Consider the following 15,376-nt stretch of genomic DNA (forward strand, 5'->3'; position numbering starts at 1 on the left):
AGAAAGACCTTTTACAATCCCTTTCTTCTTTCCTGAAAGATTTTCTCCTACTCATTATTTTTGGTCCACTTACCAAATAATTGGAGTAGACGATATAATTTTGAAAAGTAGTTTGGTCCAAAGGAAATTTTTATTGAAGGCCCTTTTGTATTTTCATAACTAATCACAATAAGTTAGATTACAGGAAACTTAGCAATAACATTTTTAATACCTCTTTTAATTTTCCCCTTTCTATACACTCTTTCACCTAGCACGTACAAATATTCTATATTTTTATATTTGATAGCCTCTAAATATTCCTTTGAAAAATAGTCCCTAGAACCTTCGTTATGCAAACACTCTATTACCTTTTCATTCGAAACATACTCTTCTATTAATCCTCTAATGTGCGCTTCACTCAGGTTACTATTAAACAAATTATATAGACATGTTTTAAATGTATTTAGCAACATTATACTAATTCCGTTGTATTGCTCTTGTTTAGTATCTAAATAATATTTATTAATAACTTCTTTTTGTATTTGATAACCATTGACCATATCCTCAAATAAATACGGCATATATTTACTTGTTAGTCCGCCCATCCTATAATAATATAAAGTCTCATCAATAATTGTTACCCTATTTGATTTTATAAACATTTCCAAATTATAAAAAAGATCTTCTCCCAAAAAATGTATTTTTTCTAAATACCCCCCACAACTTTCGAGTATCTTCTTTTTATATAACTTTGCAAATAACGAAGCTGGGAATGGGTGCCCCCAAAAGTATGCTACTACTAATTCTTGTCTTATTTCCTCCTTATTATAAATTCTATTATTATCGAAGTATTCACTTTTATTTTTTTTCTTAATCAACATACCATTACCTAGAACTTTATACGCATTACAAACTGTAATATCCGCAGAACTTTCAATAGAGTGTTTATATAGTATTTCAACCATTCTCCTGTCAATCCAATCATCTGCATCAACGAACATGACATAATCAGAACTCGAAACTTCTATTCCTTTTCTTCGAGTTGGAATACTTCCCTCATTATTCTTATTTATTACAATGATTCTTCTATCTAGCTTTTCATATTTCCTACATATATCCAAACTACCATCTGAGGATCCATCATTCACTAAGATCAGTTCCAAATCCTCAAATGTCTGGTTAAGAATAGATTTTATACATTTATCAAGTTTTTCCTCTGCATTATAGATAGGTACTACTACACTTATCCGACTCATACACTTCACCGCCCTTTATACAAATAGTCATAGTAATCTGAATTCTATTGTTATTTTTAGATTTTATGGTACATCATTTAAACTCACAATGCTCTAACTGTTAAACATCTAGATGTATGTAATTAAAAAACCGCTATGCTTTTATACATAACGCCCTTTCTCTTCTAGAATAATATCCTTCTTAATATATTTACTTATAATACACCTTCTTTTCATTTTATTATGCACATTAGGATCTTTATCTTCTTATTCAAAACATAACTTCCTTCGATTGAATCCACATAACATATAACATTTTTAGAATTTTATTCATTCCTCCCACTAATGATTTGTTCGAACAATCTAATGTTTTTTTTATAGGAAAAAAATTCCCTTCGTTCTTTACTTTTCAACTTATACTTCTCTATTAATTTAGGAGATGAGAGCATCCTTTTTAACCCTTCGTAGATACCATCTTCACTGTTTTCAACTAATAATCCATATTTTCCATTATCTAACATCTCAGCAGGTCCATTGCAATACGTGCTTAAAATTGGTAACTCCAAAATAATTGCTTCCGCTACAGCTAAAGAAAATCCCTCGGTTAATGAGGATGAGACATATATACTACACCTACTCATATATTTATATGGATTATCCTTAAATCCTAAAATATCTATTTTCCCACTTAAAACAGGGGTATGAAAAATCATTTCATTTAACTTCTCTCTTTCGGGACCATCTCCTAAAATTATTAAATTAAAATCATAACCTTCACTTAATAATCTTTTACATGAACGGATTAACCTATCAATACCCTTTTCAGCACTTAATCTACAAGAACATACGATGTTTATACCATCCTTGAATTCATAGTCCAATACCGCTTCATGAGATAGTTTCGTTATTTCATTATTATTAATCGGATTAAACAACACTTGACATCGTTCGTTCAAGTCATATTTATTACCAAATCGTTTTCGCGCAGCATTTGTTAACGTAATTATTGTATCGAAATTTCTGTAAGCTCGTTTTTGAATCCATCTTTTATAATTAACAAATGTAGTTGATTCCTCAGTTTCAAGATGTTCCAACCCTCCATGAATCCACATAACTTTATAACACTTGTTAATACTAATTGGGTATGAAAAAAAGTCTTTAGTAGTTACAATAATGTCATAATTCTCTTTAACTATGAACTTATTCACAAATATATGAGGCAAACATATAAATGAATAATACAGTAATCTTTTATAAATGCCTTTAACAGGTTTATAAAAAAGATATTGTATTCTAACATTTTCCGGGATTTTTTTAATATTCTCCTTCTCTCCTTCAGTTCTATACATAATAAACAGAGTTACTTCAAATTTAGTATAATCCAACCCATTCAAAGTATTTACTATAACTTTTTCAACTCCACCTATTGACATTATATCTGTGACTAGCAAAAGTTTCTTTTTCAATCAAAAAACACCCTTTCAAAAAAATGACATAAATAGTATTTTAATTACTATATTATGCGACTTGGTGATATTCAAAAACTTATTCATAGATAGGTCTTACTCGAATTTTTATGTGCTAATCGTCTAGATATTATTTTATTAGTTAATGTTTTGAACACATTAATTAAATACTCAAATTCTTCACTTTTTCTAAACACCATAAAAAAGATTGTATTTGGAATAACTAAACATAAAATGCTACGTATTACCATGTTACTAACTATAGAATTATTAAAGATATTGCCCAGAATATCCGTTATTATAACAGCAACTAAAACCAGCACTACAAACAATCCATATCTAGCAAAATATAATTTTACTGATTTTTTGAAAACTAAATTAAATATAATATAAGGATCGTACCAGAAGTAAGTGCACAATCTACTGATAATAGTCCCCAAAAATACACCTGCAATTCCTATGTGTTTCGCGAGAATTATAGAAACTACAATGTTTATGACAGCCGCTATAATAGGTCTATATTTTCCTTTTTTAAATAAACCAGTGGTTTCTCTAAAAGTTGTGGCCGCATTTTGCATTCCGGCAGTAAAAAAATTTAGTATTATGGCAAATATTATGTATTTATTAAACACATAATCCTTACCTAACCATAGAGTTATAAATGGATTCATTAAATTCCAAAGACAAACAGTACAAAAACCATATATCCAAAAATTAGCGAAATTCATCACACGAAAAATAAAATACTTTTTTTCCGCATCTTCTTTAGCATTTAAATTCCCGACACTGGCAGTAACAGAATAAAAAAAATACCCCAACAAGGTATTCAATGTGTTTAAAATCAATAAATAGTTCGAATACACACCAACCCAAATAATTCCAATAAATTTAGAGATAACAATATTATCAGTTCCGTTAATTACTACACCACTAATTTTATATAATAATAAAGCATACAAATTTTCAAAGAATAGCTTTCTATCTTCTTTGGATAATTTTGCATTATTTTTCCCTTGTAGATATGGATATAATTTATTTGCCGTATTTGCAATATATATATTTTCAATTATTCTCAATACTAATTGAACTATTAGTACCAAAATATAATTACTTATAGCTACCAATAAAAAAATTTGTAACGAGTGGGATATGATTGTAAATATACTATGTATTTTGGAAATAACATGATTACGTTGATCAGCAATAATAATTGATTGCTTATACACAAAATAATATGATGAAACTGAACTTACTAAAAATAAGAGGTAGATCATGTTAATATTTTCAATTGTAGTATGGGCATTCGTTATATAAGGAAGAAATGGTAATAGTGATAACCCTAGTAACAAAACTATTAATCCTATTAATCTGTATGCTTTTTGATATAAGTTCATTAATGCCTGTATTTTATAAATATCATTTTCAGCTAAAGGCTTGTATAAACTATAAATTATAGCAGTATCAAAACCCAAATTAGCTAGTGAAAACATAATTAATATACTTGTAAAAAGTCCATCCACACCTAAATATTCTACGCCGAGTGTATAAATAAAAACCGTTCTAACGACAAACCCCATACCAATACTGAGTAATTGTCCAGACAAACCAAATAATATATTTTTCAGGGAATTTTGTATTCTCATAATAATACCCTCTATTTTTAATTGTTTTGTTTAAGTATTGCATTTACTTTAATACTAATTTTTCTTTTTAAAATTGGAAAAAATTTCGTTATTCTGTATTTTAGTAATGCTTTTCTTCTCTGTGCTTTAAAATCATAATTTAAAAACCAGTCTAGTAAGTCTTTATCTAATATATACGTATAATTTTGCTTCATCCGAATTTGAATTAGATTCCAATACATAACAATGAACGTATTTGTAAAAAACTTCACCTCATTATTTAAAGATTTTTTGACGTACTGAAAAAGATTATTCGGGATATTGAACCCATACTCCCGAGGATCTTTTCCTTCAGCAATAATTCCCATAATAGTCCTTAAACATTTTTCACATTTACAACAATTTTCTTCATTTTTAAAACATACCCTGATATTAACCGATTCCTTATTAATTGAATAATGGTCAACAACCACTTTAACTTTATCCTGCCTAGTAAGTTCGTATCCATCGTGAAAAACTTCACCTGATGCATATTTTATTTCATTGTCGACTGTTGGATCCGATGCACAAGTAACTTGATATAAAGGTGAATTAGAGCTTGCAATATATATGCATTTTATCTTAAGTTTGAAAGCTATAGGAATAGCTGCGGATATTATTGCTAGTCCATGATGCAATCCATGCCACCATGTATCGTCTAATTTATCTCTAAAGTCATGGTCAACATTCCCCGCAATTATAAAAGTTCCATAATTAGATTGAATAAGAATATTTTCTAATCCATTCTCTTTTGCAAAACTTATAACATTTTCTTTATCTGCTTCCCAAACATTACTATTCTCTATATCATCTTCATGCCATCCATATTCCGTAATCAATAATGGCTTTTTATCCTTTATTCTTATAAAAGTAGTAAGTGCATCAAGCCCCCCACTAAATAGAGATGCTGCTTCAAGTTTAGGAATGTAAGAATTGTCAACAATTTTATCTACTACAATAGAACCCATAAATTTGACACTAGGAAACATATTTTGATATGCACTTTTTATATTATTTAGACAGACATAAAAGGATTTATCTAATTCTTTTATCACTATTGTTGAATCAGTAATCCATATAAGAGGGACTACATTCGCAACAAATGGAATAGCTAAAATGCTATTTGGAATATCCGATACATTATAGTTGTATTCAAGAAACATATGATTACTTGTTTTAAAATACTTTTGTAAATCCCCCTCGATACTAAAAAAGTAATCCACCCTGTTATTTTTTATTATAATTTCATCGAGAATTATGCTATTCATTTTTACCTCCTAATAAATCGCCTCATTTACCATATGTTCTGTTTAATTTGAGAATTGTCTTAACCATCGATTTACCACATCAAAATCTACCTTAACATCTGTGATTATTTCTGAATTAATCATTTTTTCAAGATTATTAAAATCACTTCTATCGATTAAATTTAAATTATATGTCTCGCCCATTCCCTTTGCTCTTTCATCTATAGAGATAATTATTGTACGTTTTTTATGTCGCATTGCGAATATACCACCATGTAAACGTGTTCCAATATAATCCACTTCTCTATTCAATATTTTTTCGTACTCTTCGATGGTAGGGGGTACAATTTTTATTTCTTGTACACCTTTTAATTCTTTCAAATATTCAAGATCTCCCGCGTCTTGTATCCAAAAATAAACATTTTTATAATTTTTATTAAGTATATCTATCAATAATTGATCCTTTACACGGTTCTTAGAATGATGAGTAAGTGTAAAAACAACTGAGTCTGATTTTTTTGTAGGAATTCCCTTACAAAACTCAGGTGTAAGGGACCACAATGTTACACACCCTGTATTTAAAGCTTTAAACCCCATTTCTTCTAAAAATCTTTTGGTTCTTTCGTCCCTAACGCTATGTATATATTCATGTGATAGAACTTTTTTATATAACAACTTTGTATATATATTTATCTTATTACCTTTCCCTGCACCAACACCAACTAGAATACTCCCTTTTAAAGGACCACAATTAAACATATTAATATTCCATTGAGGAAAATGAGTAAACATGTCCATCGCTAGCAAGTTTGAACCACCTACAAACTTATATTTAGCGCTACTATAAATCTGTACTCGATGTGATTTTCTTACTACTTGATACCAATGAAACGGTGAAACATGAGTGGGTAATGTTAAAACATATGCATTTTGAGTTATATCAGATAGCTGGTACTTTACACACTTCATTATTATGTCATCGCCCTTGTTAAGAGAACCTACCGACGTATCTAACACTAAAACATTATCCATGAAAACACTTCCTCCAAATATCTTTTATACATATAATAAAAGATTTTTTAGTTTTATAACTTAATCAATTATCACTCAATTAATCTATATATCTTTTCCACTTCTGTTTCATTGCCATAATTCCGTTGACTAACATTATTCACAATTTCAGTTCTGAATTCGACATCATCAACCAGGTTTTTTATCCCCTCTACAATCCCCTCTACACCCATTGGACAAATATATCCATCTACACCATTCTCTAATTGGCTTTTTGCAGTTGGAAAATTAGTTATAAGTACTGGTTTATTAAGGATTTGTGCCTCACGTACTGTCACAGCTTTCCCTTCATATCTGGATGGTTGTACATATATATCACACGCTTTTATGTACGGATACGGATTGGTCTTCTTGCCTAGTAGAAAGAATCTACCTTGAAGCTCTAGTTTATCTATCAATTTTTCAAGTTCAGTCTCTTGAGGTCCATATCCAACAATGTACCACTCAATATCGTATCCTTGATCCAATAATTTCCGACAGGCATATATAGCGTCATCGATTCCCTTAGCATGTGAAAGTCTACCTACAGTAACTAGTTTTATCCGTTCAAGGTCAACTGGTATTTCATGATTAACATCTTGATTAGATTGCTCACGTATAAACTCAGGAGATATTATATTTTCAATAACCTGTACTTTTTTATTTATATAAGGAATGCTACTAAGAAATGTATCTCTACAACTTTCAGAAACAGCCACGATATCATCTATTTCTTTCCACATTTTATATTCCATGCCTTTATTAAGTTGTATGTTTGAATAATCTGTATGAATCCACCCAATTTTTCTTTTCGCCCGAACTTTATTACCTACGAAATAATGTGGCCACAAAAAACTAATCGCAACATCGTACTCTTCTTCCAACCTCGGAAGAAATGGAAGAGACATTCTCCATCCATATTGAATGACAAAGTATCCTGGTTCTTCACTCTTCAGATACCCTCCATGCACAGTACCCATAACTTTACCTATCAACCTTGTTATCCCAATAGAGATATGCCCATCTTGTACTATTTGTTTAATTGATTTCCTAAAAGTAGTGTATTTTTTTAATTCTTGTAACAAATTCGGTTCTTTAGGTAATAAAGAAAAAAACTCTCCCTCATGTTTAAATAACATTAAATCTACATCATATTTACTGTAATCAATTGTATTTAGCAAACCAATTAAGCTTCTTTCTACTCCACCAATTGCCAAATCAAAAGATGTAATCAATATTTTTTTCTTTTTCATCATCGAATACCTCACAAAATCTATTGTGGACTTCTATTAATTCATATGATATTTTGCTATCTCCGCCCAACAAATCACCATATGAATCAAGTATATAAATTAGCAATGAACCAGATTACCTTATAGCTTCCTTACCCTCTATTCCATATAACGTTAACCACTCAAGAATATTATTATTGATATCAAAACCTAATTTTGAAATATTATTAATTATTACTCCCTTTTCAGGTCTTTCTTTTAGTAGAGCTTTATAAATTTCTGTAGACCATATTTCAATTTTTTCATCTAAGCCAACAAACGACATTATACCTAAGCCCATATCAGTATTTTTAGGTATTGTATCCGCCACAACACAAGGTACGCCTGCACATTGTGCTTCCAATGTCACAATACCGAACCCCTCAAATAAAGAAGGAAAGATAAAAACATCTAAAACATTCATAATTACCGGAACGTCTGTTCTCACCCCTAAAAATCTAATGTTTTCATAAATACCTAGTTCTTTTGCTTTCAATTCAATAGAAGTTTTTAACGGACCATCCCCTGCTAAAATAGCGATAAAATTCGTATCCCTCTTTAAAATCTCCTTTAAAACTTGTAAGATAAAAATATGATTCTTCGATTCCGAAAAACGGCCTATATGCCCAATTAATTTCGCAGTATCCGGTATACAAAGTTCTTTTCTTACACTAGAAATCTCCTCTATATCCACATCAATAAATTGTTTTATATCTATTCCATTTTTAATCAATTCCACCTTATTATTGTGAAGCATCTTTTCACCAAATAAAAAACGCGCCGCTTCAGCACTGCACGCACAATAGTCTGTTCCAGCATATTTAATAATAGATTGCAGTATCTTTAGGGTAACTCTTGCTGTGACTCCAGATCCTTGTGGCCAATTATTACTGTGAGAATGGCAAATTCGCTTTTTTATACCAGCCTTTTTTGCAGCCACAGCTACAAAACCACCTTGATAATCCGTATGTGCATGTACAGCTACATATTGACTATCAGACATTATTTTTGTAAGTTCTTTAATATATGCCAAAGGCCCTACTTGTCCTAGACTTGGTATTCTATATACTCTCCCTCCTAATGCTGTTATTTCATCATCGTAATCACACTTCCCACTTCCATGAGATACAAAATCAAATTGAAGTTGCTCTCTATCTATTTTCCTATACATATTCATTATTAGAGTTTCGGCACCGCCCCGATTCATAGCACTGACAATGTGCAAAATTCTTTTGGCTTTTTTAGTCTTAAGCATTGAAATCTACCCCAATCTTACAATCAATCCCCTATATTTAACCCTTTATTATCCAAGTAAATTGCTCTTATAGATAATACCCAAAGTAATGATATGTTCATAAACAAAATAGATAAAATAGCATACCAGGATACTATAATAAATTAATTTCTGATCCTTCTGTGTAAATAACTTTACAACCCAAGAAATTAATATTAATTGATATAATCCAAAATAAATCGAAAATCTTGCAAAAATCCAATTTTGAGTTGAAATAATCATAAAAACTAGACCTAATAATGCCATATTTACGATATAATCACTCTTCGGAAAAAGTTTTCTTAGTTTATGCCTCCCAATAAAAGCAAGGATGAGCGGCGCTGAATCCACAGCAACCCTCAATATATTGGCTCCACCTTCGTGAAAATTCTTATATTCACCATATTGTGTATCTTCTATAGCCGTAAAAAATAACGTTGAAAATTGATTAAATCCAATTACAATTATTACAGCAAAAACAAGAAGGATACATGTCATTACTGACCAAGATTTCCTTCGAACTAAAAAATATATTGGAATTAAAACAAGCGCACTTTGATGAAAAGTTGAAGCAATAAGAACTATTAAAATATACATTTTCCAGTTACCATTCAAAATATATTTGGTCGCAGCGAAAATAATAGCTGCAGCTAAGCACTGCCTTATTCCATTCATAGAAACTAAATACATCCCAGACGTTATATACACATAGAGACTTATTTCAATTAACCTTGAATATTTATATAGAGTAAGTACAATTAACACATTTGTTATCAACGCTGTAATAAAAACCATGACTTGAGGATCATCGGTGTACCCCTTTAAAATCATTTGAAATATATTGAATCCCATGTCTTTATTATTCTGGATATATTCCCAATTAAATTCGGCAACAGTATATGCATGCATATAAAAATAAGTATCCCCAATATTATTTCTAAGCCCTGACACTAATACAAGAGATAGAACCGCCATCAAAATTAAAAACTGATTTGGCTTTATCGATGTAAGACTATTAGTCACTGGTATAGCAAAATATCTTGCAAAAAATGCGAGTATGAATACTATAGCAAGATTCATCCAAAGTATGGTCATTATTCTGTCCTCTCATTTAATTACTAAATAAGTCTCTACATGTTTACTTTCATTTTTGTTTTCATTGTAATGTAACTATAAAGGATAGCCCCAAATGGTAGTGCGCAAAGTGTCAGTCCTTTACATGGCGATTCTTGTATAAACCTTCTATTTCTCGATATGAAACTACTAGATACATAATGTATAGCTTGCCTATACTTAAATAGTCGATTAGTAAATGGTAGTTTCATTAGTTCCTTGCGATAAAAAGCAAACCCTCTTGGATTTTTACGATATTGATTTAGCATATTCATTGATGATCCATCAGCCATGTATTCTACATAACAAAGCGCTTCGTTCATTAGTAACATCTCATACTGTTGATCTAACATATAGTATTTATATGCTAACCCTACATATTTTTCATTTTTAAAAATTGGGTATGGATATTTCTTAGTCAATTCTGTGCGATAGATCAATTTTTTATCACCTGTGACACCATGTTTGTTGTAAAGATCAAAAAGCGTGGAGTGTTTAAGGTTCTCTGGTAACTTTGAACCAATTATTTGCCCATTTGTATACAAATCCAATCCAATTATCCCACTAACTTCTTCATTCCCATAGCTACTCCAAAAAGAAAGGATTTTTTCTACAGCATCATCGGGCATATAATCATCAGAATCAATACAAACATTTAGCTCCGTTTCAATCATTTCATATGCTGTATTATGAGCACCATGCATCCCTTGATTTTGTTGCCAATGATACATAATTTTGATATGTTTTTCAGCTATCCAACTATCCACCAATTCTTTTGTGTTATCATTAGATCCGTCATCTATTATTAACCATATAAAACTCTTACATGTTTGACGTTTTAAACTCTCATAACAATTTGTAAGACAATACGCTCTATTATAAGTAGGGGTGAAAATCGTTAAATTCTCCATATTCCTCACCTCGAAAGTACTGAATAATAGTCTTGAGTTAATTCTGCCGTATGTTTTATATCGTAGCCTTTGTCTAAAAATACTTGAGCTGGTATTTTTCTCGAAAAATTACTAATTTCTATATTTTTCATTTTTTCTATCCAAGCCTTTTTATCTGTTAGAGGAACATGTTCAACTAGGTTCATTCCCAAGTCCACTTCTTTCGTAATTGCATCTGATATAATACAAGGCAAACCAACTCCTTGCGCCTCTATGAGAGTAAGTGGTAATCCCTCATGTATGGATGGAAAAACAAATGCATCAAATGCTTGAAGTACCCTCTCTATATCGGCTCGTATCCCAAGAAATCTTATATGCTTCTCCAAATTCAATTCCCTTACTTGATTTTCAATTTCCACACGAAGTGGCCCTTCTCCAGCTAATAAAAGCATTGAATTCGGCCTAACTCGAGTTAACTGCGCAAATAATTCTATAAGGTAGATATGGTTTTTTTGACGAGCAAACCTTCCAACATGGCCAATAACAATAGCATCTTGCTCAATTTGTAATTCTTCTCTTACTTGTTTTCGCATTTCTGGACAGAACAAAAATCTATCACAATCAATTCCATTTTTTAAGATTTTAGCTACATCGGCTTTATCCGCAAATAGCCATCTGGCAGCAGCATTTGAACATGCTAACAAATGCGTTGCACATGTACCTATAGATTTTCCTGCATACCATTTATAGATTTTTGCAGCAGCACCACCTTCACTACTAGTATTGTGACTATGCGCAATCCTAACTGGCACTCTTGCTTTTTTAGCTGAACGAAGGACAAATCCACTCATTTTATCCATATGTGAATGAACGATTTTATATTGCGGATGAGAGCTAAAGAAAGTATCTAGCGCCTTTATATAGCCTCTATGACCAACGTCTGTAACATATGGAATTCTATGAACTTTTCCGCCTAACTTTACTATTTCTTCATCAAATACACCCTCTTTACAAGTTAAAAAATCAAATTGTACTTTTGAGCGGTCTATATTACGATACAAATTCATAATTAAAGTTTCGGCTCCGCCTCTATTCATATTTACGACTACATGTAATACTCTCAATGGAGTGCCCAATTTAAATCCTCCATTTCATCCATATATGTTGTATAAATTTCTTGTTTCTCTTTCAACACTTCATTAACTGAATATTCACTTGTAATAATAGTACGTCCACACTGTCCAAACTGCGCTTGTAATTTAGTATTTTTAGAAATGAAATTTATTCTTTCAGACATCGTCTTTATATCATCACGATCTATAATCCAACCATTTTTATTACTAATAATTAGCTCCCTATGTCCCCGATTATCAGTAGCTACAACCGGAAGTCCACAAGCCATAGCTTCCATAATATTAACTGGTAAACCTTCCCGGTAACTCGATGCAACAGCTAAGTCACACATCTGCAACAAAGAGGCTATATCATTTCTATAACCAAGAAAGTGAACCATATTACTCACGCCTAGTTGGGTCGCTATTTTTTTGCACTCTTCTATTAACGGTCCTTCCCCAGCAAGTAGAAGCTTTGCATGTGGAATTTCATTTTTCAATTGTGCTACTACATGGATTAAAAAACTTTGATTTTTATTCTTATTAAATTCAGCAGCATAACACATTAAAAAATCTTGTGGATTATAGCCAAATTGTAGTTTTAATTCTTGCTTTTCAGTTTCAGTTACAGGAGCAAATTGCTCTATATCTACCCCTACACCATGAACGAGTTTAATATCTTTCGCTTGAAAACGATGTTTAACTGCTAAATTGTAATCTTCTTCGTTAATTGTTATTAGGCAGTCCGTATTAATCGCTAAACTCCTTTCAATTGGATAATATAGAAGCCAATTTATGAATGGTGACCCTTTACAAAAATGAAATCCATGTGCTGTATATACGACTTTTGTTCCTTGCTGCCTTGCTTTTCGAGCAGCTAAACGAGCAATTACTCCTCCCATAGGCGTATGACAATGAATGATTTTATATTTATTTTGATGAATAATTGATTTTAGTTTTTTATATGCATGAAAATTTTGTATGCTGAGAGGTGATCTTTGGATAGGAATATTATATTTTTGAGTTACGTACGGAAGATGTATATTCCCATTCGCTGCAACATGTACTTCCCATCCTTGGTCTGTAAACCATTTCAAATACGGTAAATGAAAAGCTTTAAAATGATAATCCACAGTTGCACAAAACAGAACTTTTTTAGACACCATCCCACGCACCCGTCTTATATAAATTTTTTCTATTAACCTGATACCGGTATTAACACCTTTAAAGTTTTACGCTGATTTACTAACTTTAACAATCGTTTTCTTAATTCTACTTCGTTTAAATCGGTATAACTTGAAATGAACTCTTCAATTTCTTCTATACGAACATTCATTTCTTGCCCTACATAAATTCTCGGATGAACTTGTTTCTCATTCATTTCACCTTCTTTTAGTAATTCTTCAAAAAGTTTCTCCCCTGGACGTATACCAGTAAATTCTATTCCTATTTCATCTACAGAATTTCCTGATAATCGAATTAGATTTTTAGCAAGATCGACAATTTTTACTGGTTCTCCCATGTCTAATACAAAAATCTCTCCACCTTTAGCTAAAGCACCCGCTTGCACTACAAGTCTTGATGCTTCCGGAATTGTCATAAAATACCGAACCATATCAGGATGAGTAACTGTAACTGGTCCACCATTTTGAATTTGCTTCTTAAATAAAGGTATAACACTCCCTCTACTTCCTAAGACATTCCCAAAGCGTACAGTAACAAATTTTGTATGACTTAATTTATCTTTATTTTGAATAACCATCTCCGCCAATTTTTTCGTTGCTCCCATAACACTCGTCGGATTCACTGCTTTATCCGAAGAAATCATGACAAATGTTCCCACTCCATGCGCTCTCGCTGCCTCTGCTATATTCATAGTCCCAATCAAATTATTTTTAACAGCCTCTTCAGGATTATTCTCCATTAGAGGTACATGTTTATGTGCAGCTGCATGATATACGACATTTGGAAGATGTTTACTCATAATTAAATTCATCTTTTTTTCATCTTGTATATCTGCGATTTCAGGAATAAACGTGCCTTTCATATCTCCATATTTTTCGTTTAATTCCATTTCTATAGAATATATACTGTTTTCCCCATGCCCTAGTAAAATCAACTTTTTCGGCCTAAATTTTGCAATTTGTCTACAAATTTCCGAACCAATTGAGCCACCTGCACCAGTAACTAAAATAACTTTATCCGTTATATAATCTGAAATAATATTCACATCAAGCTCAACAGGATCCCGCCCTAATAAATCTTCTACTTGAACATCCCTGAATTCATTCACCGAAACTTTACCTGTTACTAAATCTTCTAACATCGGAAGAATTTGAGTTTTCACTTGCGTTTTTAAACATTCTTTTAAAATAGCATTTCGATCACTTTTGTTTAGCGAAGGAATTGCCAAAATAATATTTTCAATATTCAGTCTTCTGGTTACATACTCAATTTGATTACTACCACCCATTACTGAAATTCCTAAAATATCAAGATTGTGTTTTTTTACATTATCATCAATAAATGCGACTGGCATTAATTCGGCAGCACTATTCTTTAACAACTGTCTTGCAACCATTGTCCCGGCTGAGCCAGCACCAACAATTAAAGTTCGTTTTTTATCACCCTTTTTTACATAATAAGTATCTCTATACATTCTCCATATAAAACGCGAACCACCAATTAATAAAATATGGATCATCCAAGTTACAACTAACAATCGAAAATACATTTTTTGCATTATAATTTGTTGCATAACCGCTGTAGTGATAATAGAAAATGTAACAACTTTGCATATAATGAGTAATTCACCTATACTTGCATATTCCCAAGCTTTTTTGTATAAATTATAAACAAAAGCAAACAAATGATGACTTAATAATAAAGTGATAGAGCTAATAACTGATGATAAGGTGATAACACTGAAGCTAGCATTTACAAAGAAATAACTAAAAAAAATAGCACTTAACACAATCAGTGAATCCATTAAAAGCAATAACGATATCCTCCGCCGATACGTCATGTAACTTCCTCCTTTAATCAATTCCATACATAACTCTTTCAAATTTAAAGTTTC

General features: G+C 31.4%; 12 protein-coding genes. All 12 read right to left on the minus strand.

The annotated features are described in order from the left end of the window. Window positions 1-173: 173 nt before the first annotated feature. A complete protein-coding gene (locus tag LUS72_RS18005; RefSeq protein WP_264447659.1) occupies window positions 174-1,235 on the minus strand; it encodes a glycosyltransferase family 2 protein in 1,062 nt (353 codons plus the stop codon). A 305-nt stretch (window positions 1,236-1,540) separates the two neighbouring features. Further along, the gene (locus tag LUS72_RS18010) at window positions 1,541-2,680 is read right to left on the minus strand and encodes a glycosyltransferase (RefSeq protein WP_097829154.1); all 1,140 of its coding nucleotides are present in this window, start codon (window positions 2,678-2,680) and stop codon (window positions 1,541-1,543) included. Window positions 2,681-2,763: 83 nt separating this feature from the next. Continuing rightward, window positions 2,764-4,323, minus strand: coding sequence for a lipopolysaccharide biosynthesis protein (locus LUS72_RS18015; RefSeq protein WP_097829155.1), 1,560 nt, complete (start codon window positions 4,321-4,323; stop codon window positions 2,764-2,766). Window positions 4,324-4,340: 17 nt separating this feature from the next. After that, window positions 4,341-5,609 carry a peptidase gene (locus tag LUS72_RS18020; protein WP_097829156.1) on the minus strand — a complete coding sequence of 423 codons (1,269 nt, stop codon included), beginning with the start codon at window positions 5,607-5,609 and terminating at the stop codon, window positions 4,341-4,343. 42 nt (window positions 5,610-5,651) lie between these two features. Beyond that, entirely contained in the window at window positions 5,652-6,620 is a 969-nt protein-coding gene (locus tag LUS72_RS18025; protein WP_097829157.1) for a polysaccharide pyruvyl transferase family protein, read from the minus strand. 71 nt (window positions 6,621-6,691) lie between these two features. Then, window positions 6,692-7,891, minus strand: coding sequence for a glycosyltransferase (locus LUS72_RS18030; RefSeq protein WP_097829176.1), 1,200 nt, complete (start codon window positions 7,889-7,891; stop codon window positions 6,692-6,694). Between the two features lie 115 nt (window positions 7,892-8,006). Further along, window positions 8,007-9,164 carry a glycosyltransferase family 1 protein gene (locus tag LUS72_RS18035; RefSeq protein ID WP_097829158.1) on the minus strand — a complete coding sequence of 386 codons (1,158 nt, stop codon included), beginning with the start codon at window positions 9,162-9,164 and terminating at the stop codon, window positions 8,007-8,009. Window positions 9,165-9,212: 48 nt separating this feature from the next. Then, entirely contained in the window at window positions 9,213-10,277 is a 1,065-nt protein-coding gene (locus LUS72_RS18040; protein WP_097829159.1) for an EpsG family protein, read from the minus strand. A gap of 35 nt (window positions 10,278-10,312) precedes the next feature. After that, window positions 10,313-11,206 (minus strand): glycosyltransferase family 2 protein, encoded by an 894-nt coding sequence (locus tag LUS72_RS18045; RefSeq protein WP_097829160.1) that lies wholly within the window; start codon window positions 11,204-11,206, stop codon window positions 10,313-10,315. Between the two features lie 5 nt (window positions 11,207-11,211). Continuing rightward, the gene (locus LUS72_RS18050) at window positions 11,212-12,321 is read right to left on the minus strand and encodes a glycosyltransferase family 1 protein (RefSeq protein ID WP_264447665.1); all 1,110 of its coding nucleotides are present in this window, start codon (window positions 12,319-12,321) and stop codon (window positions 11,212-11,214) included. Beyond that, window positions 12,306-13,463: a glycosyltransferase family 4 protein gene (locus LUS72_RS18055; RefSeq protein WP_264447667.1), complete on the minus strand. Its 1,158-nt coding sequence runs from the start codon at window positions 13,461-13,463 to the stop codon at window positions 12,306-12,308. Before LUS72_RS18055 ends, LUS72_RS18050 begins: the two co-directional genes overlap by 16 nt. Window positions 13,464-13,495: 32 nt before the next feature. After that, window positions 13,496-15,322 carry a polysaccharide biosynthesis protein gene (locus tag LUS72_RS18060; protein ID WP_264447669.1) on the minus strand — a complete coding sequence of 609 codons (1,827 nt, stop codon included), beginning with the start codon at window positions 15,320-15,322 and terminating at the stop codon, window positions 13,496-13,498. Between the last annotated feature and the right edge of the window lie 54 nt (window positions 15,323-15,376).

The sequence above is a fragment of the Bacillus cereus genome, assembly GCF_025917685.1.
Lineage (GTDB): Bacteria > Bacillota > Bacilli > Bacillales > Bacillaceae_G > Bacillus_A > Bacillus_A cereus_AT.

Excerpts from the sequence above, each read along its gene's own strand:
- LUS72_RS18005 (WP_264447659.1), bottom strand. The coding sequence starts at position 1,235 with ATGAGTCGGATAAGTGTAGTAGTACCTATCTATAATGCAGAGGAAAAA.
- LUS72_RS18015 (WP_097829155.1), bottom strand. The coding sequence starts at position 4,323 with ATGAGAATACAAAATTCCCTGAAAAATATATTATTTGGTTTGTCTGGA.
- LUS72_RS18020 (WP_097829156.1), bottom strand. The coding sequence starts at position 5,609 with ATGAATAGCATAATTCTCGATGAAATTATAATAAAAAATAACAGGGTG.
- LUS72_RS18025 (WP_097829157.1), bottom strand. The coding sequence starts at position 6,620 with ATGGATAATGTTTTAGTGTTAGATACGTCGGTAGGTTCTCTTAACAAG.
- LUS72_RS18030 (WP_097829176.1), bottom strand. The coding sequence starts at position 7,891 with ATGAAAAAGAAAAAAATATTGATTACATCTTTTGATTTGGCAATTGGT.
- LUS72_RS18035 (WP_097829158.1), bottom strand. The coding sequence starts at position 9,164 with ATGCTTAAGACTAAAAAAGCCAAAAGAATTTTGCACATTGTCAGTGCT.
- LUS72_RS18040 (WP_097829159.1), bottom strand. The coding sequence starts at position 10,277 with ATGACCATACTTTGGATGAATCTTGCTATAGTATTCATACTCGCATTT.
- LUS72_RS18045 (WP_097829160.1), bottom strand. The coding sequence starts at position 11,206 with ATGGAGAATTTAACGATTTTCACCCCTACTTATAATAGAGCGTATTGT.
- LUS72_RS18055 (WP_264447667.1), bottom strand. The coding sequence starts at position 13,463 with ATGGTGTCTAAAAAAGTTCTGTTTTGTGCAACTGTGGATTATCATTTT.
- LUS72_RS18060 (WP_264447669.1), bottom strand. The coding sequence starts at position 15,322 with ATGACGTATCGGCGGAGGATATCGTTATTGCTTTTAATGGATTCACTG.